This is a genomic window from Aerococcus viridans (genome assembly GCF_002871935.1).
GTDB classification, from domain to species: domain Bacteria; phylum Bacillota; class Bacilli; order Lactobacillales; family Aerococcaceae; genus Aerococcus; species Aerococcus viridans_B.
Window position 1 is genome coordinate 13,345 of record NZ_PNHQ01000007.1, and the last position, 19,828, is coordinate 33,172.

Annotated in this window: 17 protein-coding genes; 14 read left to right on the forward strand and 3 right to left on the reverse strand. The window is 37.1% G+C overall.

The annotated features are described in order from the left end of the window. Positions 1-271: 271 nt before the first annotated feature. Together CJ191_RS03875 and CJ191_RS03880 are read left to right on the forward strand one after the other, a co-directional pair. Positions 272-1,003, forward strand: coding sequence for an NAD-dependent protein deacylase (locus CJ191_RS03875; RefSeq protein ID WP_102199032.1), 732 nt, complete (start codon positions 272-274; stop codon positions 1,001-1,003). Between the two features lie 147 nt (positions 1,004-1,150). Further along, entirely contained in the window at positions 1,151-2,074 is a 924-nt protein-coding gene (locus CJ191_RS03880) for a MetQ/NlpA family ABC transporter substrate-binding protein (protein ID WP_102199033.1), read from the forward strand. 198 nt (positions 2,075-2,272) lie between these two features. Here CJ191_RS03880 and CJ191_RS03885 read toward each other — a convergent pair whose 3' ends face one another. The 3 genes from CJ191_RS03885 to CJ191_RS03895 form a co-directional block, all read right to left on the reverse strand. Then, positions 2,273-2,680: a hypothetical protein gene (locus tag CJ191_RS03885; protein WP_102199034.1), complete on the reverse strand. Its 408-nt coding sequence runs from the start codon at positions 2,678-2,680 to the stop codon at positions 2,273-2,275. Positions 2,681-3,212: 532 nt separating this feature from the next. Then, complete coding sequence (locus tag CJ191_RS03890) at positions 3,213-4,541, reverse strand: FAD-binding oxidoreductase (RefSeq protein WP_102199035.1); 1,329 nt, start codon at positions 4,539-4,541, stop codon at positions 3,213-3,215. Positions 4,542-4,641: 100 nt separating this feature from the next. Further along, on the reverse strand, positions 4,642-5,280 hold the full coding sequence (locus tag CJ191_RS03895; RefSeq protein ID WP_102199036.1) for a YigZ family protein: 639 nt from the start codon (positions 5,278-5,280) through the stop codon (positions 4,642-4,644). A gap of 228 nt (positions 5,281-5,508) precedes the next feature. Here CJ191_RS03895 and CJ191_RS03900 point away from each other — a divergent pair, with 228 nt between their 5' ends. The 12 genes from CJ191_RS03900 (at position 5,509) to pstB (ending at position 19,770) form a co-directional block, all read left to right on the forward strand. Beyond that, the gene (locus CJ191_RS03900; RefSeq protein WP_102199037.1) at positions 5,509-6,372 is read left to right on the forward strand and encodes a DegV family protein; all 864 of its coding nucleotides are present in this window, start codon (positions 5,509-5,511) and stop codon (positions 6,370-6,372) included. 117 nt (positions 6,373-6,489) lie between these two features. After that, entirely contained in the window at positions 6,490-7,863 is a 1,374-nt protein-coding gene (locus CJ191_RS03905) for a DEAD/DEAH box helicase (protein ID WP_102199038.1), read from the forward strand. Beyond that, the gene (locus tag CJ191_RS03910; RefSeq protein WP_102199039.1) at positions 7,856-8,623 is read left to right on the forward strand and encodes a ComF family protein; all 768 of its coding nucleotides are present in this window, start codon (positions 7,856-7,858) and stop codon (positions 8,621-8,623) included. Before CJ191_RS03905 ends, CJ191_RS03910 begins: the two co-directional genes overlap by 8 nt. Positions 8,624-8,745: 122 nt before the next feature. Next, positions 8,746-9,327, forward strand: a complete 582-nt coding sequence (gene hpf, locus CJ191_RS03915; protein WP_070469177.1) for a ribosome hibernation-promoting factor, HPF/YfiA family — start codon at positions 8,746-8,748, stop codon at positions 9,325-9,327. A 261-nt stretch (positions 9,328-9,588) separates the two neighbouring features. After that, positions 9,589-11,970 (forward strand): preprotein translocase subunit SecA, encoded by a 2,382-nt coding sequence (gene secA, locus CJ191_RS03920; protein ID WP_102199040.1) that lies wholly within the window; start codon positions 9,589-9,591, stop codon positions 11,968-11,970. Positions 11,971-12,062: 92 nt separating this feature from the next. Then, a protein-coding gene (gene prfB / locus CJ191_RS03925) for a peptide chain release factor 2 (protein ID WP_102199041.1) occupies positions 12,063-13,176 on the forward strand; the annotation gives its coding sequence in 2 pieces (ribosomal slippage) (positions 12,063-12,134 and positions 12,136-13,176; 1,113 coding nt in all). Positions 13,177-13,328: 152 nt separating this feature from the next. Then, positions 13,329-14,102: a response regulator transcription factor gene (locus tag CJ191_RS03930; RefSeq protein ID WP_070469179.1), complete on the forward strand. Its 774-nt coding sequence runs from the start codon at positions 13,329-13,331 to the stop codon at positions 14,100-14,102. Then, the gene (locus CJ191_RS03935; RefSeq protein WP_102199042.1) at positions 14,102-15,967 is read left to right on the forward strand and encodes a sensor histidine kinase; all 1,866 of its coding nucleotides are present in this window, start codon (positions 14,102-14,104) and stop codon (positions 15,965-15,967) included. The genes CJ191_RS03930 and CJ191_RS03935 overlap by 1 nt, the downstream gene beginning before the upstream one ends. A gap of 202 nt (positions 15,968-16,169) precedes the next feature. Further along, entirely contained in the window at positions 16,170-17,066 is an 897-nt protein-coding gene (locus CJ191_RS03940; protein ID WP_102199043.1) for a substrate-binding domain-containing protein, read from the forward strand. A gap of 213 nt (positions 17,067-17,279) precedes the next feature. Further along, complete coding sequence (gene pstC / locus CJ191_RS03945; protein ID WP_070469182.1) at positions 17,280-18,155, forward strand: phosphate ABC transporter permease subunit PstC; 876 nt, start codon at positions 17,280-17,282, stop codon at positions 18,153-18,155. Beyond that, complete coding sequence (gene pstA / locus CJ191_RS03950) at positions 18,155-18,970, forward strand: phosphate ABC transporter permease PstA (protein WP_070469183.1); 816 nt, start codon at positions 18,155-18,157, stop codon at positions 18,968-18,970. Before pstC ends, pstA begins: the two co-directional genes overlap by 1 nt. Positions 18,971-19,002: 32 nt before the next feature. Next, a complete protein-coding gene (gene pstB / locus CJ191_RS03955) occupies positions 19,003-19,770 on the forward strand; it encodes a phosphate ABC transporter ATP-binding protein PstB (protein WP_070469188.1) in 768 nt (255 codons plus the stop codon). Positions 19,771-19,828 lie beyond the last annotated feature (58 nt).

Consider the following 19,828-nt stretch of genomic DNA (forward strand, 5'->3'; position numbering starts at 1 on the left):
GTTGGATATACTAAATCTTGAAAATAATGGATTTACTTTACTGGTAATTGCGACGATAAGCTCAATGCTGAATTCGATATTTATAAAACCTAAAAATCATTAAAGTATTATGTAAGTAGAGATAGCCTCTGTGATTTTACTATTCACAAAGGCTATTTTTCTATTATTTTTATAAGCATTTGGTTTGCTCAAGTTTTAATAGTTTGATATTTCGCATGATAAATTTGGTAATGTTAGAATAAGTAGAGCATTAACTTAAAGGAGGATTAGGATGGACGATAAAATTCAACAATTTAAACAACAAATTCAGGATAGTCAACGTATTGTCTTTTTTACAGGAGCGGGGATGTCTACAGCCTCTGGTATTCCTGATTTCCGGTCCGCGAATGGCCTTTTCATGGAAGATTTAGGAGGGACTTATAGCCCAGAAGAAATCGTTTCGCATCAGTTCTTTACACAATACCCAAAGGAATACTTTGCCTATCACTTTGATAAATTGGTCTATCCAGATGCCAAGCCGAATATAGGGCACGAATTTATTGCCAGCTTGGAAGGATCTGGTAAAGATGTTTCAGTAGTTACACAAAATATTGACGGTTTGCATCAAAAAGCTGGTTCAACAGCGGTTTATGAATTACACGGTAGCACTTTAGATAACTACTGTGTCTCATGTGGTCATCATTATAAATTAGAAGAACTTCAATTAGACCAGGATGGTATTCCACGCTGTCCAATTGATAAAGGCATTGTAAGACCTAATATTGTCTTATACCAAGAACAATTAGACCAAGAAGTAGTGAACGGGGCGGTGGATAAAATTCGCCAAGCAGATTTATTAGTGATCTTGGGAACAAGTTTAGTCGTATATCCAGCAGCTGGATTCTTAAACTACTTCCGAGGACAATACCTAACCGTTGTAAACAAATCACCACTTCAAATCCCATATCACGACACCTTAGTATTTGAAGACACTATTGAAAATGTCTTTAGTCAACTAAGTTAAATAGCATGAAACTTACTGGGCATATGTTTATATTTAAATGAGTTTTCAAGCATAAAAAATAAAATGATGATTTAATTAGTTTTCGTTACTTTTATTTTTATTTAAAAACTACTTAATACACTATAAGTTAAGGTTAGGAGAAGTTATATGAAAAAATTATGGTGGGTGCTACTTTTAATACCTGTAATGATGGCATGTGGTCATAATGAAATTACTGATAGTGGTACAAATATTAATCAAACTGAACAAAGTCAAGATGAAACAACGAATAAAGAGTTAGTCAACTTAAAAGTGGGTGTCGTCTCCTCAATTACAGAAGATATGTGGCAAAATGTAGCAGATCGTTTAGAAGAAGCAGGTGAGAATATTCATTTAGAACCTGTATTATTTAGTGACTTTACAGCTGCCAATAATGCATTATCTGAAGGTGAAATTGATATAAGTAATTTTCAATATATCCCTTTTATGTATACTTATAATCAAGAGGCTAATAATGAAATTCGTCCGATTGGCTTCTCGTTAGTTGCTAGGTTAGGATTATATGCTAGTGACAAGAATGTGAAGAGCTTAGAAGATATTCCCAATAATGCTGTTATTGGGATGAATGAAGACGATGTAAGTATTGGCTATATTTTCCATTTTTTAGATAGTATTGGACTAATCACTTTGGCTGATGATGTAGGCGCTTTTCCTACAGAAGACGATATTATAGAAAATACTAAAAATATTTCCTTTACTTATATGCCGGCAGCACAACTACCTCGAGCATTACAGGATTTAGATTTAGCAGTAACAGCCGTTTCTTATTTTGAGGATGCAGGATACGCTGTGGATGATGCTTTAGCTATGGAGGATCCTAAACAGACCCCACCTGAATACTTTTTAACTATTGCGGTTCGAGAAAAAGATTTAAATAATCCTGATATTCAAACCGTATTAAGTTATTATAATGATCCCAAAACAGATGAATATGCGGTGACTATTAACCCTATTTATACACCAGTATGGCAATTAGATTACGACGCTAATCAAGTGTATGAGGATTATGCTTTAGAACAAGAAAATCATTAATAAAAGGTTATGCTAAAGAATCAAAATATGAGAGTGGATATCAAAGTTGATGAGAAGGGCATAGCCGAAATAACTACCCTAAAGAAAGGTGATATTTAGTTTGGTATAAAAATACTAAGATATATAGAGGCCCCCTAAAGTTAGAGAAAAAACTAACTTTAGGGGGCCTTTACGTTTAGTAATTATGATAGACTTTAGCTATTTAATGTACCATGCATTATTTTCTAGATGCTGAATATTTTCTTTTTGCCATGGTATATTGAAGATGAATTTATTACACTTTAAGATATATTTTTGATTATCAATATCTATTATTACCTTGTATTGTATTAAACCTTTCTTCACTCTAATATCTTTAATTTGATTTTGAGGTATACTTATATAGTTACCCTGAAATTTACCAGTTCTAGTCAGTGGTGCAAGAACAATCTCATTTTCGAAAAAGGCTGCTATATAATACTTTTGGTCAATAACAGAAAGACTTCCTAAAAGCAAAAATGAAGAATTTTTAGGATCCTCATATCCATATACAAAGTTTGTAGACACCGGTTTTCCAATCTCATCAAAAAATTTATTTATATTTTCTATTTTTAATGCTTCATTCATTTGTTTCCCCTCCGGTCTTTCAATTTTTATGTTATATATTACTTTTATTATAATATATATTTTATAGTATTTGCATTTAAAAGGTATAACTTATGAATACGATTTTAATTTACTGTTATATCAACGTTTCAGGTAGTTTCATAACTTATGTTCATAAGTGCAAATCGAAAAGAAGTTATTATGATGAAATGTGGATATGCTCGTGTATGCTCCACATCCTTCTGTCAGGGGATCTCCTTACAGAAGGAGTCATCAGAAAAGCCCTTAGAAAAACTTTTCTAAGGGCGGTCTCACTGCAAGTTGAGTTCTGCAGGATAGACAGGTTTCCGCTTCAGACTATATTGCATCACACTGTGTGTGATACGGCTATAGTCTTCCATCGTTATTGAGCTGAGCGGTCTCGCTCTCACCCTGGAGTTGAGTTCGCACCTCTAGAAAGAACTGCGTTTCAGCTTAGTTTGTAGCTAACTGTGTCATCTACTGCACTAAACTTCCAACGTTTTCTTTCTGAGCGTCGGTGCTCACATCCTGTTTAGTTAAACATTTTTCCTGGGTTTAGGATGTTATTTGGGTCCATGGCTTGTTTGATGGATTTTAATACTGCCATATAGGCGTCGTCTTTGAAGTAGGGTAGGTATGCTTTTTTCTCTAAACCAATTCCGTGTTCTGCGGATAATAAGCCGCCTTGTTTGGCAACATATGGGAATAAATCATTTTCATAGTCGTGTTTAATTTGTTCCCAAGTTTCATCATCTTGATCACTGCGTAAGATACAAATATGAATATTGCCATCTCCTGCGTGTCCAAAGAAGCCTGTTTGGACATGATATTTGTCTCCTAAGCGTTTAGCTTCCTTCACTAGGTCAGTGAACAAGTGGTTAGGGACGACTGGGTCATACATCTTCCAGTCACCTCTAGAAACGATACCGTTCAAGATATTATCGCGGATGGCCCACATTTCGCTGGCTTCATCTTCAGAAAGTTCGCGCGCTTCAATTGCGCCAGCTTTTTTTCCAAGGGCTTGAATGGCTTCAAGTTGGAAGGCTAATCCGTCGGCTGCGTTGTCTGCTACAGTTGCCAATAAGAAAGCTTCACCATGAACTTCAGGCATTTTCTTTTGAATAAATTGTTCAGAATAGTGAATACCTGATTCTTCTAAAAGTTCTAAAGCGACGGGTTGAACAGGTGATTTCACAACTTCAAAAATAGCGTCTGACACACCATCTAATGAATTAAAACCAAGAATAACAGACTTTTCGAAAGCTGGACGTGGCGTTAATTTCAATTGCAACTCTGTGATAACACCAAGTGTACCTTCAGCGCCTATAAAAAGATCTTTTAAATCATAAGCTGTGGCATCTTTTTTATTTAAAGAGCCAACATGAATTAAGTCTCCATTAGCTAATACCACATCATAACCACGAATATTGTCACGGGTTACACCATACTTGATTGCGCGCATACCACCGGCATTTGTAGAGGCATTCCCACCTACTGAAGCATTTTTATTACCAGGGTCAGGGGCATAGAAATAAGGTGTATTCGCTAGATAATCGCGGATTTGAAATAAGGTTACACCTGCTTGAACAGTTAAGGTTAATGTTTGTTCATCTAATGAAATTATCTTATTCATTTTCTCTAAACTGAGTAACCAAGCATTGTTGATAGGATAAGTTGCGCTCGTTAAACCAGTTTGACTACCGATCGTAATCGTGGGTTGCTTTCTTGCATTGGCATCTTTAATAAATGCGACCACCTCATCAGTGGAAGTGGGGAAAGCAATTAAAGCTGCTGATCCCGGATCTTTTTCAACCATGTATGTTTTCAAGTACTTATCTGCAATTTGTTTTTTAATTTCCATATTAGTGCCTCCATTTGTAAGGGTTTACATTTATATTGTCCTCCAATCATCTTAAAAATGCAAGATGATTTATTGATTGGAGTTGAATGTGATGAATAGCTTAGTAAGTAATTGGTTGGTCTACGTAGACTTCTTGACCGATAGCGAACTCGGCTTGGTCACTGGTTAGATTAACTAATTCAGCTTGAATTTGGTCGACTAAATCAGATGGGACGCCTAAATGATAAGTCACGTCAGCAAGATAAGTCGTGTCTAATAAGCTATATGGTGATTCAGCAATCCAATGCTCTAATTGACCAGTTAATGGATAAGCAACTTTAATGTCTAATTGGGTTTGTAGCTTACGTTCTACTTGACCGATGGCATCTAACCCTTCAGAAACTGCTGAGGAGTATGCACGTACAAGCCCACCAGCACCTAATTTAGTTCCACCAAAATAACGTGTGACAATTACGATAATATTTTGTAAATTTCGTTGTTTTAAAACTTCTAGCATAGGGACGCCCGCTGTTCCAGATGGCTCGCCATCATCTAGCGCTCGTTGAATCTCATTTTTCTCACCGATTTGGAAGGCGACACAATTGTGGGTAGCTTTGTAGTGGTCTTTGCGAATTTTTTGAATAAATGTATTGGCTTCTTCTTCATTGAAGACGCGTTTTGCATGACAAATAAATCTGGAGCCTTTCACTTCAATTTCGTGGCTACCCCCGCTTTCAATGACAGTCCGGTATTCAATCATTTGACTTGCCTCCTTGTGATTAATTTTTGTCCTTTGAGCGTATCATATTTCGTTATTTTTAGCCATTTGCCTGTTTTTCGTGTATATTTCACAAAGTTGAAGCGCTTTATTAGATAAACATGTCGAATTTTATCCAGATATTTGATAAAATGGCACTGACGTTATTGTCAGTTGAATATTTTTCAAGGGACAATCTGTAAAGTACAGGGATTAGAGGAGAAAAAATTTATGTCACTTGCCATTGTAACGGATAGTACTGCCTATCTTTCAGACGAGTTTACAACTCGTCACGATATCACAGTACTCCCATTAACAATTACATTTTCAGACGGATCTTACCGTGACAATATCGACATCACGATTGATGAATTTTATGCCAAGATGGCAGCCTTAGATGAGATCCCAACAAGTTCACAACCAGCACCGGGTCTTGTAACAGAAGTATTTGAACGGCTAGCTGATAGCCATGATGAAATTTTGGCTGTGACTTTATCTAAAGGTATTTCTGGTACCTACCAAACCTTTAGTATGATTGCAAACGAAGTTGCTGAAGAAAAAAATGTTCGGATTGCGGTTTATAATTCCGATATTTCCTTGATTGGTCAAGGGCTATTCGTTCAAGAAGCTGTTAAGTTGCGGGCACAAGGGCTAAGTTTAGACGAAATCTTACCAAAATTAGATGCTTTAAAATTAACTTTTGATGCTTATTTTTCAGTAGAAGATTTGGGGCACTTAGCTAAAGGTGGTCGAATCTCTCCTAGTGCAGCTGGTATTGGTAACCTATTACAAGTGAAACCCATCTTACATTTTGAACAGGGGAAAATTGAAGTTTTTGAAAAAGTGCGCACCCATAAAAAGACAGTGAAACGTATGCTTGATTTATTTGAACAAGCTTATCAATCAGAACCACGATTAAGGATTGCTATTGTAGGGGCAGATGACACCGCACAAGTACAAAGTTTAGTAGCTTATATGGCTGAAAACCACCCAGATTTAGATATGCAACGAACACCAATAGGACCGGTTATTGGGACGCACCTTGGACCAGCGGCCTATGCCTTGGTTTGGTGGCAAAACACTGACATAGACTAGGCTAAGTCAAAGTTTATATGCACTAATTTTTATATTTTAGGAGATCAGGAAGTTTCCTGGTCTTTTTTTGGCGTAAACCCTCAAATTTCACGTATAAACTGGATGAGGGGGAGAGTCATGGAAGAAATCATCAATTTATTAAGCGGTCGACTCGTTACAGCTAAGGAAATTGACCAGACTGATGCGTCCATAGCGGCACTAAAAATTCCTGGACTACAGACTTTTCCCGCCATAGAAAAGGGTGGATCACGCCTAACTTGTCTTCGTTGCGGTAACCGTACAAACTTTCATCAAAATATCTGTCAATGTGACTCAGTAGCATGCTTTTATTGTTTGCAGTGTCTGAACTTTGGTAAATTGCGCACCTGCGATAAGCTCTATCACTTAGAAGAAACTGCCAAAGCACATTCCTGGAAAAGAAATCAATCCTATTTAGCATGGACGGGGACCTTATCTGAACAACAGGCTCAAGCTTCTGAAGAGATTTGTCAAAGTTATCAAGCTGGCGGTCAACGTTTAGTTTGGGCAGTTACTGGTGCAGGCAAAACAGAAATGGTCTTTGAAGCGGTGAATCAAGCGCTGATGGCTGGGGGTAAGGTTGCTCTTGCGACACCACGGATTGATGTTGCCAACGAATTGGCACCTAGATTTAAAGCAGCTTTTCCTGAGATTACTATTCAATTACTTCATGGCCAATCTGAAGAATCATACAGTGATGCGGCTTTAACAATTGGGTCTACCCACCAATTAATTCGTTTTAAAGCTGCTTTTGATTTGCTGATTATTGATGAAATTGATGCTTTTCCTTATGACGGTGACCCAATGTTATATTTCGCTTCTGATCGCGCAGTAAAAGAGACTGGTGCGCAGGTTTTACTGACCGCAACACCCAACCCTAACCATGAGAAACTAATCAAAGAGGGGAAGATGCCCGTATCTATACTACCGGCACGTTACCATCGACACCGGCTACCAGTTCCGGTTTACCGATGGGTAGGGGATTGGCAAAGTCTCATTCAAGCAGGGAAAGTGCCAATTGTCTTTAAACGCTTATTAAATCAACTATTGAAAAAGGGACGTCGAGTCTTAATTTTTATGCCAAATATCGACTTGATGCTGACTTTTGTTAAGCTCTGTCAACCAGTGTTTTCTGACTACCGATTTGAATCTGTTTCTTCTAAAGACCCTGACCGGATTAGTAAAGTACAACAGATGCGTGATGGGCACTATGATTTTCTGTTTTCAACAACCATTTTAGAACGTGGGGTCACTTTTGCAAATATTGACGTCATTGTATTAGGGAGCGAAGACCAAACTTTTACAACAGCTGCGCTTGTGCAAATATCAGGTCGAGTAGGTCGAAAACCTAAATGGCCTTCTGGAGCAGTCTACTTTCTCCACTACGGGAAAACGAAAGCATCAAACGCAGCAATTCAGCAAATTAAATCCATGAATAATCAAGCAAGAAAACGAGGTTTAATTGATGACTAATCTATTTAAAGCTTTGATGCATGATGAAAGGTCAGCGACTGTTACAGCATCAACTTGCTTAATCTGTCAAAATACCTTAGACAGTCACTTAACCTTATCGAATATCTTATCTTTAGGCCCCATTCAACCAGCTCTTTTTTGTGAGGAGTGTTTAAGTGGATTAGAAAAGATTCATTTAAAAAATACCTGTCATCAATGTGGGCGGCCAGTTATGGCTGAAATGCCAGTTGAAGTGAATGCAGATGGGTTTTGTAGCGATTGTCAAAGATGGCATAGTTATCATGATTGGTATTTTAAAAATCAAGCATTATATCAATATAATAAGATATTTAAAGATTGGTTAGTCGTTTTAAAAGGACAGGGAGATATACGGGGACGTTTTCTTTTTGCGGATGAATTAATGGCTGCTTACCGAAAAGATCCAAATGCGATTTGGGTCCCTATGCCTTCCTCCAGTGAGAAGGTAGCGAATCGCGGTTTCAATCAAACAGCCTTACTATTAGAAGCTGCACGTATTCCTTATAAAAATTTACTAATAAGCGAGGGCAATAAGGAAAAACAAGCTTATAAAAATCGGCAGCACCGGTTACTGAATCTGAATAAAATGAGCATGAATCAAGCAATAGGACCATTAGATCATCGAAAGCCCATTGTACTATTTGACGATGTTTATACTACAGGCACCACAATGTTTTCAGCCTATAGGGCACTTGAATTAGCTGGTTTCAGTCAAATAAGTGGTTTAACGCTTGCAAGATAATATACATTTTTAAGAGTAGATTATTTGTATTGGTAAGCGTTTTCTATTATAATAAAGATAGTAATAAAGAAGCTATAGGAGCTTCACCAGTAATTGATTACTGGTAGAAAGGATGAAATATTATGTTTACATACAACGTCCGCGGTGAGAATATTGAAATCACTCCAGCAATCAGAGAGTATGCTGAAAAGAAAATCGCTAAGATTGAGCGATATTTCACTGATTCACCAGATGCAACTGCATATGTAAATGCGAAAGTTTATCCTAATAAGGATGCTAAGGCAGAGGTTACTATTCCTTTATCAGGTGGTTTGACTTTACGTGCTGAAGAAACATCTCAAGATTTGTATGGTTCTATTGACCTTGTGGTGGATAAATTAGAACGTCAAGTACGTAAATACAAAACAAAAATGAATCGTAAACCTCGTGTAAGTACTGGCTTATCTGGCGCTGCAGAAACACAAGTGCAAGCTGACCGCGTTGAGCAAGAGACTGAGGAAGATGGACACGAACCAATCAAGATTGTCCGTCGTAAATCATTATCTGTAAAGCCAATGTCTCCAGAAGAAGCAGTATTACAAATGGAAATGCTAGGACACAGCTTCTTTATCTTCGAAGACGCTGAGACTGGTAAAGGTGCATTAGTCTATGCTCGTCGTAAAGGGTCTTATGGTTTAATTTCTATTGAAGATGACTTGGCATAAGCATAACCAAATAAAAAATACTTATAAAATTAAAAGCTTCGGTGTATGCCGGAGCTTTTTCATGTGTTTAACTATTTTTCCCATATATTTTGTAAAAAATATCGTAATTTCTGCTAAGGCTAGCCGTTTCTTGTTTTAAAGATAAATTTTTAATGCTATCATATAATGGATGATAAATATATTGGGGATAGTGGGAACCGCGGTACCGCTTAACACTTTCGCCCAAGATTTATACAAGTTTCTGAACCAAAGGAGAATACCATGGCAAATGTTTTAAAAAAGGTTTTTGATAACCAAAGAAAAGATTTGAAAAAATTTGATAAAATTGCAAAACAAATTGAAGCATTAGAAGATCGCTTTGCAAATTACACAGATGACCAATTAAAAGATATGACTAAGTCATTCCAAGACCGTATACAATTAGGTGAAGACTTGGAAGATATTTTAGTTGAAGCTTTTGCTACAGTCAGAGAAGGTGCACGCCGTGTGCTTGGATTATTCCCTTACCACGTACAAATTATGGGTGGTTTAGCTTTACATTACGGAAATATTGCAGAGATGAAAACTGGTGAAGGTAAAACTTTAACAGCAACGATGCCAGTGTACCTGAATGCCTTAGCTGGAAAAGGGGTTCATGTTGTGACAGTCAATGACTACTTGGCAAGTCGTGACTCAGCGCAAATGGGTGAGCTATATACTTTCTTAGGTTTAACAGTAGGTTTAAACAAAGCAGGCATGAATAACGATGATAAACGAGCAGCTTATGCAGCAGACATCACTTATTCAACCAATAATGAGCTTGGTTTCGACTACTTACGTGATAATATGGTTGTCTATAAACGCCAAATGGTACAACGACCGTTATACTTTGCTGTAGTGGATGAGGTGGACTCAATATTAATCGATGAAGCGCGTACGCCGTTGATTATTTCCAACCAAGCAGAGCAATCAACAGCACTTTACCAACGTGCTGATTATTTTGTTAAAAGTTTAAAAGAAGAAGAAGACTATGTCATTGATGTTTCTTCTAAAACAATCGCCCTTACTGAAACAGGTATTGAAAAAGCTGAAGATGTCTTCCATGTAAAAAACTTATACGACATTGATAATGGCCGTTTAATTCACCACATTGATACAGCCTTGCGTGCGAACTATATCATGCTTTTAAATATTGACTACGTTGTCGTTGATGGGGAAGTTAAAATTGTTGATGGGTTTACCGGTCGTATCATGGAAGGGCGTCGTTTCTCTGATGGTTTACATCAAGGGATTGAAGCCAAAGAAAACGTTGAAATCCAAAATGAATCTAAAACAATGGCGACAATTACCTTCCAAAACTACTTTAGAATGTATGAAAAATTATCTGGTATGACGGGTACAGCTAAAACTGAAGAGGAAGAATTCCGTGAAATTTACAATATGAACGTTATTCAAATTCCAACCAATAAACCAGTTATTCGTGAAGATAAGTCAGATATACTATATCCTAATTTAAAATCTAAATTTAATGCAGTTGTAAAGGATATCGCTTCGCGTCACCAAACTGGACAACCTGTTTTAGTAGGTACTGTAGCGGTGGAGACTTCTGAAATGTTATCTGATGCATTAACGAAATTAGGCATTCGCCATAATGTGTTGAATGCTAAAAACCATGAACGTGAAGCGCAAATTGTTGCTGATGCAGGTCAAAAGGGTGCCGTAACAATTGCGACGAACATGGCGGGACGTGGTACAGATATTAAATTGAGCACCGAAGTAAAAGAACTCGGTGGTTTAGCTGTAATTGGTACTGAACGTCATGAATCACGCCGTATTGACAACCAATTACGTGGACGTGCTGGACGTCAAGGGGATCCAGGTTATTCACGTTTCTACTTGTCTCTTGAAGATGATGTTATGCGTCGTTTTGGTTCAGAGCGTATCCAACAATTATGGGAAAGTTTAAATATAGACCAAGATGATCCAGATATGGTCATAGAATCACGTATGATTACGAAACAAGTTGAAGGTGCGCAAATTCGTGTTGAAGGTAATAACTATGATACTCGTAAGAACGTCCTAGAATATGATGAAGTCATGCGTCAGCAACGTGATGTCATTTATTCACAGCGATTTGAAGTGATTTCAGCGGAAGATTCATTGGATGATGTGATGTGGCCAATGATCGAGCGTACCATCAAACGTCAAGTAGAGTTGTATACTGCTGGTGACCGTGCTGATTGGAATTTAGAAGCCTTAGCTGACTTCGCTGAAACGGCTTTATACCGTAACACACAAGTTGATATCGATAATTTAGAAGGTAAAAACCAAAAAGAAATTATTGACTTTATAACAGATAAAGCAGCTGATCGATTTAACCAAAAAATTGATTCAATCAACAATAAAGAGCTGGCTTTAGAATTTGAAAAAGTCGTTATCTTGCGTGCAGTTGATTCTCGTTGGACTGATCACATCGATGCTATGGACCAATTGCGCCAAGGGGTTGGCTTACGTGCTTATGCACAAAATAATCCATTGGTAGAGTACCAGTCTGAAGGATTTGATCGTTTTAATGAAATGATTGCGGGTATTGAATATGATGCAACACGTATGTTTATGCAATCAGAAATCCGTCAAAACTTAGAACGTAAACAAGCCAAATAAACGCATATTTTGAACATCGGGACGAACAAGGCATTGACCGAGTAACATCATCATGCATGTTGGTCCCGTATTTTTATTAGGAGCGATAGAAAATGGAACAATTTGAAATTAACCATCTATTAGAACAGAACAAAAACCAAATTGATAGCTTCAGGGGGTCTCTTTGACTTAGAGAAAATGGAAGCAGACCTAGCTGAGTATGAGGCTGATATGGTTCAACCAGATTTCTGGGATGATTCAGAAAAAGCCCAAGCGGTTATTGATGCAAATAATGCCTTGAAAAAAGTCTATGACGAATTTAATCATCTAGGGGACGAATATGAAGAATTGTCACTTTTGAATGAAATGGTTAAAGAAGAACCAGATCCCGATTTATCTAAGGAATTGGTCAATCGAATACAAGCTTTTCAAGCGAAAATTAGGGCCTATGAGCGCAATATTTTACTGAGTGGTGAGTATGACCATAACGATGCCTTATTAGAGATTCATCCAGGTGCTGGTGGTACTGAGTCCCAAGACTGGGCTTCTATGCTACTTAGAATGTACCAACGGTGGGCAGACCAACATGATTATCAAGTAACTACCTTAGATTTTCAAAATGGCGATGAAGCTGGGATTAAATCAGTGACATTAGAAATTAAAGGCTTGAATGCTTATGGATTTTTAAAATCAGAAGATGGTATCCATCGTTTGGTGCGTATTTCACCATTTGACTCTAATAAGCGACGGCATACATCGTTTGCTTCAGTGGAGATTATGCCAGTATTAGACCAAAATACGGAAATTGAAATTGATGAATCAGATATTGAAATGGACGTATTCCGCGCATCAGGTGCTGGGGGACAGCATATCAATAAAACATCTTCAGCAGTCCGGTTAACCCATGTGCCAACAGGTATTGTTGTGGCTTCACAAAGTCAAAGGTCTCAATTCCAAAATAGGGACACGGCTATGAAGATGTTGCAAGCGAAATTAGCGCATTTATTAGCTGAAAAACATGCCAAAGAATTAGATGAAATTCGTGGGGAAAAATCAGAAATTGCTTGGGGTTCTCAAATTCGTTCTTATGTTTTCCATCCGTATAATATGGTCAAAGATCACCGAACTGACCACGAAACTGCTAATGTGCAAGCGGTGATGGATGGTGATTTAGATGGGTTTATAGATGCATATTTAAAAGCACAATTGAGTGATGAAGAAGCATAGTGCACAACGTTGAGCGATGGTGTATAAGCAGATTTAAATGACAAGTTAAGTCCTATATCATAATAAATGAAAAATAGCTTGTATCTGATACTAAGGGTAGTTGGTTATTTTTGGGTGTAATCACTTTCTAAAGTTGTATGTGGAGGAAATATATGAAAAAAGTATTGATAGTGGATGATGAGCAATCGATATTAACATTACTAAAATATAGTTTAGAAAAAGAAGGCTATGAAGTTATTCAAGCAGAAGATGGCCAAGCTGGATTAGCATTAGCCATGAATCATCAATTAGATTTTATTATTCTTGACTTAATGCTACCCAAAATGGATGGGATGGACGTTTGTAAAAACTTACGTCAAAATAAGATCAACACACCGATTTTAATGTTAACTGCAAAAGATGATGAATTAGAAAAAATCATTGGATTAGAATTAGGTGCAGATGATTATATGACCAAACCATTTAGCCCACGTGAAGTATTAGCACGAATGAAAGCAATCTTACGTCGCGCATCGTATGCAACACCTATAGCAGCAGTTAATGAAGGAGACGGGATTGAAGCGAAGCACAAAATTACCTTAACGAAAGATTCGGTAGGGAATTTTAAAGATGAAGATGTTGAAATCATTAAAGCCGGTGATATTGAAATCCATGTAAATGATTATGTTGTTTATGTGCGTGGTGAATCTATTGAAATGACGCCTAAAGAGTTTGAACTATTGACTTATATGGCTCGCCGTGTAAATCGTACACTATCACGTGAACAATTATTACAGAAGTTATGGCGGTTTGATTATGCGGGTGAAACACGTATAGTTGATGTACATGTAAGTCACTTACGTGAAAAAATTGAATTAGATACCAAAAATCCCGAGTATATTATCACAGTTCGTGGCTTTGGATATAAATTTGAGGTGCCTAACTAATGCAAAAATTGATTCAAAGTATAACAACAGTGTTTGCGCTGTTGTTTATTTTATATAGTGTAATATTTGCCTTTACTGTAAATCGGTTTGTATCTGATACTGTGAATGATGAAATACAAAATACTTTAATCAATGTAGTATCCACAATCCGTCCAAGTTTTAGATCTCTAGACCCAATCGACATCACAGATAATACGCTTGAATTTAGATCTGTTAAACGAACTATTCAACCGATGGTAAATTTGAATGATCGCATTCTCATTTATGATGCAAAGGGCAATCGGGTATACACAGTTGGTAATGAGCAACTATCAAATGATTTAGCATTTAGAGATTATGAAGATAATATGGATAATCAATTTCAGCAGGAAGAGACAGAAAAAAATACGATCATCTATTCATACTCTGAACGGATTTCTAACTCTAAAGGGGATGTACTTGGCTATATTCAAGTGTTAAGAAACTTCCCTCTAAATCGTCCAGTGAAAGAAAATATTATCCTCATCGCTGTGGTGATGGGACTTGGAGCGGTTAGCATACTTGTAGCTTTCTTTGTACACTTTAACCGTCGCATGCACCTGCCTATTTTGGCTATTAACAAGCAATTAAACCATATCGCAAATAATGATTATACGATTCAATATACCCCAGTAGATATTGAAGAATTTGATGAAATTGGTGAAAATATTAATGATTTATCCAATGAACTAGCACTACAAGAATTTCAAATTACAAATCAAACACAGCGAATGAATAAACTAGTGGATGCCATGATGTTAGGCGTTGTAATGGTCGATAAAGATCATATCGTACGTTTAGCTAACCCAGCTATCTATGAAATTCTGGCCCTAGATGAGCAAATAGAGGGGCGTCGATTTGAAGAAGTGCTACAAAGTTATCGTCTGATTCAAATGTTAAACCAAGCTTCTAAAACAAAAGAGAAGATTAATGAAGAAATTTATTTATATTATCCAAGAGAAGTAATTTTAGATGTAAATATTATTCATTTAAGTTATGAAGAAATGGATGCGTATTTCGATGATGAATCGAATGAAGCTTTAACGAAACCAAATGATTCGGAGCAAATCATTCTTTTAATCTATGATATTACTGGTATCCGTCACTTAGAAAAAGTTCGTAGCGATTTTATTTCTAACGCATCTCATGAGCTAAAAACACCAGTCACTGCCTTACAAGGGTTCACTGAAGCTTTATTAGATGGCGCTATTGAAGATCATGATACAGCGGTAGATTTTGTAAAAATTATGCAAAAAGAAAGTAATCGACTCGGTTCTTTAATTAAGGATATTTTAGACCTGGCTAAAATTGAACAAGATCAAGTACAACAAACTAGTGAATGGTTAACGGCTGACGAGCTTGTAGAAGACGTATTCCAACACCTAAGTGGACGGGCACAAGATAAACATATTGAATTAGTTAAAGATATTAGCGCTCAACCAGATGTTTCTTTTAAAGGCGATCGAGGCAGGATTTTACAGGTGCTTACTAATCTCATTCATAATGCCATTATTTATAATAATCCCTACGGTTTTGTTAAGGTATCCATCGCTGAACAGGAAAATATGATACAGTTTAAAATTTCAGATAATGGTATTGGTATACCGCAAGAGGACCTTCCACGAATATTTGAACGATTCTACCGGGTAAGTAAAGACCGATCAACCGCATCTGGTGGTACAGGTTTAGGCTTATCTATCGTTCGCAATATACTAGAACAAATGGGCGGTTCGATTGAAGTAGATAGTATATTTGGTAAAGGGACAAGTTTTACGGTGAATATACCTAAGCTAGACCTTTTGGAATTAGATGAAGAAGATGAAGAAGATGAAGTGGTAGAATATTAAATACACTGTAAAGTGAGCTGGTAAAGCTTATAAAATGAGAAACTTCCAATGAAATTTACACAATATTTACAATATATTTACACAACTGCCAGTAATTTACATTTTATCCACTTAGATATTTACAATCATCCTATATAATAAGCTTGTAATCGTTTGGAATATGGTTATATGGATTAAGAAAAAGAAAAGGTGGAAAGTACAAATGACTTTTAGTAAGCTTTCAAAATTGGTTTTAGCGTTAGGTGCTACAGCTGCTTTAGCTGCTTGTGGAAATGGTGGATCTACTGATGAGTCAACAGATTCAAATTCAACAACAGAAGCAACTGCAATCACTGGCCCTATTTCAGTAATTTCTCGTGAAGAAGGTTCTGGTACGCGCGATGCCTTCGTAGAAGCTACAGGCGTTATGGCTGATGATGTTGATCACACTACTGCTGCAGCTACAATCATGAATGGTACTGACCAAGTAATGACTGCTGTTGCTGATGATCCAAATGCAATTGGGTATATTTCTTTAGGTTCATTAAACGATACAGTAACTGCTGTGTCTGTTGATGGTGTTGAACCTACAGAAGAAAATGTTGCATCAGGTGACTACGCAATTTCTCGTCCATTTAACATCGTATATCAAGGCGAACTAGAAGGCGTAGTAGCAGACTTCCACGACTTTATCTTCTCTGAAGAAGGTCAAGCAATTGTTTTAGAGGAAGGTTATGTACAAGCTAAAGCTGATGCTGAACCATATGCAGGCGATGGCGATCAATCAGGTTCTATCACCGTTGTTGGTTCTACTTCAGTTTCTCCAGTAATGGAAAAATTAGCTGAAGCTTACCAAGATGTAAACTCTGGTGTTCAAGTGAATGTTACTTCTAACGGTTCATCTGCAGGTGTTAAAGCTGCTGCTGACGGTACTGCTGATTTAGGTATGGCCTCTCGTGCATTAGCTGATGATGAAACAGATGTAACAGCTGAAGCAATTGCTACTGACGGTGTTGCGGTAATCGTTAACCCTGAAAATGGCATTACTGATTTAAGCTTAGATACAATTGCTGGTATCTTTACTGGCGAAACGACTGACTGGGAAGGTACTGCTCAATAATTCCGACTAGTTAAGTAACAACTAAAGGTTTATCTTATTAGAGTTGCTACTCCTATATAGTAGCAGCTCCTTTTATGTTTAGAAGCTACTTTGAATTATTCAGAGGTAGAATAACCAATTGTGAATTTATGGGGTTTTTAAAACCGTCCAGATAAGTTATAATTTCCCTTGGACACATTTTTATCGTGAATTTGAATTTAATAAGGAGAACATATGAAACAAAATAATATGTTGGAAACAGTCATGAAGTATATCTTCATGTTGGCTGCTTTCACTTCAATTCTTGCCTTGTTAGCAATTTGTTACTTTATCTTTGCAAGAGGAATTCCTTTTATGGCTGATTATGGCTTTGGACAATTCTTGTTTGGAGACAAATGGCAACCATCTCAAGAAATTTTTGGGTTAGCACCAATGTTAGTGGGTTCACTATATGTGACCCTGATAGCATTTGTACTTGGTGTACCAACAGGTGTATTTACGGCAATGTTTATGGCATTTTATTGTCCACCCAAATTACATAAAGTGTTGAAACCAGCAATGAACTTGATGTCTGGTATTCCTTCTATTGTATTTGGTTACTTCGGTTTACAAGTATTGGTTCCAGGACTTCGAAACTTTGCAAGATCTATAGGCATTGCCTCAAATGGTATGAGTATCATGACAGCTGGTATTGTTTTAGCAATTATGATTTTACCTACTATTATTACCATGTCTGAATCATCTCTGCGTGCAGTACCAAAAACTTACTATAATGCATCAGTTGGTTTAGGCGCTGACCATGATAGAACATCTTATGTGATCATGATGCCGGCCGCTAGATCGGGGATTTTCTCTTCTATCATTTTAGGTATAGGCCGTGCTGTAGGTGAAACAATGGCTGTGATCATGGTGGCAGGGAACCAAGCAATTTTTCCACAAGGTTTATTTAGAGGTGCGCGTACAATGACTGCAAATATCATCTTAGAGATGGCTTATGCAACTGGTAGCCACCAAAATGCCTTAATTGCAACAGGTGCAGTATTATTTGTGATTATCTTGATTATCAATGGTATCTTCGCATATGTTAAGAGAACGGGGGTAAATGGTTAATGTCTAAAGTATTACGTGGGTTTACCTATTTCTTTGCAGCAGTTACTTTTGCTTCTCTTATTTGGATTGTTGGTTACGTATTAGTATCAGGTGTACCACATTTAAGTGCTGATCTTTTCGCATGGAAGTACACGACAAGTAACGTTTCAATGTTGCCGTCTATTATTACAACCCTTTATGTTATCGGTGGATCGTTATTATTAGCTATTCCATTAGGTGTATTCGCTGGTTTTTACCTAGTTGAATATGCTGGAAAAAATAACAAATGGGTGGAGGCTATCCGTATTGCAACAGATACATTAACCGGTGTACCATCTATTGTATTTGGTTTATTTGGTATGCTAGCCTTTGTATCCGCAGCAGGATTCCAATATTCATTAATTTCAGGTATTCTTACTTCAGCAATTATGGTATTACCATTAATCATCCGTAATACTGAAGAAGCATTAATGTCAGTTAAAGACAATTTACGTCAAGCAAGTTTCGGTTTAGGGGCTGGTAAATTACGTACAATTTTTAGAATTGTTCTACCAATCGCAATGCCTGGTATCCTATCAGGGATTATTCTTGCTGTTGGACGTATCGTTGGTGAAACAGCAGCCTTGATGTATACACTAGGTACATCAACATCACTACCTAACTCAATCTTCTCTTCTGGTCGTACATTGTCACTACATATGTATGTATTATCAAGTGAAGGGTTACACCGTGACCAAGCAAATGCTACAGGTGTAGTGCTATTATTAGTTGTATTAGTGATCAACGGCTTATCTACATGGTTATCACAACGATTTACAAAAGGAGGACAAAATTAATCATGGTTGAAAACAACAATCTTAAAATAAAAATGCAGGCAGAAAATATGGACCTTTACTATGGTAACTTTAAAGCCTTAGAAGGAATCAACATGCCGATCTACGAAAAACAAGTAACAGCATTAATCGGTCCTTCTGGATCAGGTAAATCTACTTTCTTAAAAACATTAAACCGTATGAATGACCTTGTTGAAGGTTGTCGTATTGAAGGTAAAGTTACATTAGATGGTAAAAGTATCTTTGATCGTGACATAAACTTAAATATGCTACGTAAAAATGTTGGTATGGTTTTCCAACAACCAAATCCTTTCCCAATGTCAATTTATGACAACGTTGCTTATGGACCACGTACTCATGGTATCCGTGACAAGAATGAATTAGATGAAATTGTTGAAACTTCATTACGTGGTGCTGCAATCTGGGATGAAGTGAAAGATGACTTAAACAAAAATGGTATGGCTATTTCTGGTGGACAACAGCAACGGGTTTGTATTGCACGTGCCTTAGCAGTTAAACCTGATGTATTGTTAATGGATGAGCCAACTTCAGCCTTAGACCCAATTTCAACGTTAAAAGTTGAAGAGTTAGTACAGCAATTACGTGACGACTACACAATCGCAATTGTTACCCACAATATGCAACAAGCTGCGCGTGTATCTGACTACACAGGATTCTTCTACGCAGACCCAGAAACTGGTCCAGGTAGATCTCACATTATTGAATTTGGGGAAACAGACCAAATCTTTAATAACCCAACAAATACACAAACAGCAGATTATGTTGCTGGACGTTTTGGTTAATCCATATACCAAAAACCAATCACTTTTTCAAACCACCGGCATTTGTCGGTGGTTTTTT

What these genes read in the sequence shown, in the direction of transcription:
- CJ191_RS03875 (WP_102199032.1), top strand. Translation starts at nt 272, where the DNA reads ATGGACGATAAAATTCAACAATTTAAACAACAAATTCAGGATAGTCAA.
- CJ191_RS03880 (WP_102199033.1), top strand. Translation starts at nt 1,151, where the DNA reads ATGAAAAAATTATGGTGGGTGCTACTTTTAATACCTGTAATGATGGCA.
- CJ191_RS03885 (WP_102199034.1), bottom strand. Translation starts at nt 2,680, where the DNA reads ATGAATGAAGCATTAAAAATAGAAAATATAAATAAATTTTTTGATGAG.
- CJ191_RS03890 (WP_102199035.1), bottom strand. Translation starts at nt 4,541, where the DNA reads ATGGAAATTAAAAAACAAATTGCAGATAAGTACTTGAAAACATACATG.
- CJ191_RS03895 (WP_102199036.1), bottom strand. Translation starts at nt 5,280, where the DNA reads ATGATTGAATACCGGACTGTCATTGAAAGCGGGGGTAGCCACGAAATT.
- CJ191_RS03900 (WP_102199037.1), top strand. Translation starts at nt 5,509, where the DNA reads ATGTCACTTGCCATTGTAACGGATAGTACTGCCTATCTTTCAGACGAG.
- CJ191_RS03905 (WP_102199038.1), top strand. Translation starts at nt 6,490, where the DNA reads ATGGAAGAAATCATCAATTTATTAAGCGGTCGACTCGTTACAGCTAAG.
- CJ191_RS03910 (WP_102199039.1), top strand. Translation starts at nt 7,856, where the DNA reads ATGACTAATCTATTTAAAGCTTTGATGCATGATGAAAGGTCAGCGACT.
- hpf (WP_070469177.1), top strand. Translation starts at nt 8,746, where the DNA reads ATGTTTACATACAACGTCCGCGGTGAGAATATTGAAATCACTCCAGCA.
- secA (WP_102199040.1), top strand. Translation starts at nt 9,589, where the DNA reads ATGGCAAATGTTTTAAAAAAGGTTTTTGATAACCAAAGAAAAGATTTG.
- CJ191_RS03930 (WP_070469179.1), top strand. Translation starts at nt 13,329, where the DNA reads ATGAAAAAAGTATTGATAGTGGATGATGAGCAATCGATATTAACATTA.
- CJ191_RS03935 (WP_102199042.1), top strand. Translation starts at nt 14,102, where the DNA reads ATGCAAAAATTGATTCAAAGTATAACAACAGTGTTTGCGCTGTTGTTT.
- CJ191_RS03940 (WP_102199043.1), top strand. Translation starts at nt 16,170, where the DNA reads ATGACTTTTAGTAAGCTTTCAAAATTGGTTTTAGCGTTAGGTGCTACA.
- pstC (WP_070469182.1), top strand. Translation starts at nt 17,280, where the DNA reads ATGAAACAAAATAATATGTTGGAAACAGTCATGAAGTATATCTTCATG.
- pstA (WP_070469183.1), top strand. Translation starts at nt 18,155, where the DNA reads ATGTCTAAAGTATTACGTGGGTTTACCTATTTCTTTGCAGCAGTTACT.
- pstB (WP_070469188.1), top strand. Translation starts at nt 19,003, where the DNA reads ATGCAGGCAGAAAATATGGACCTTTACTATGGTAACTTTAAAGCCTTA.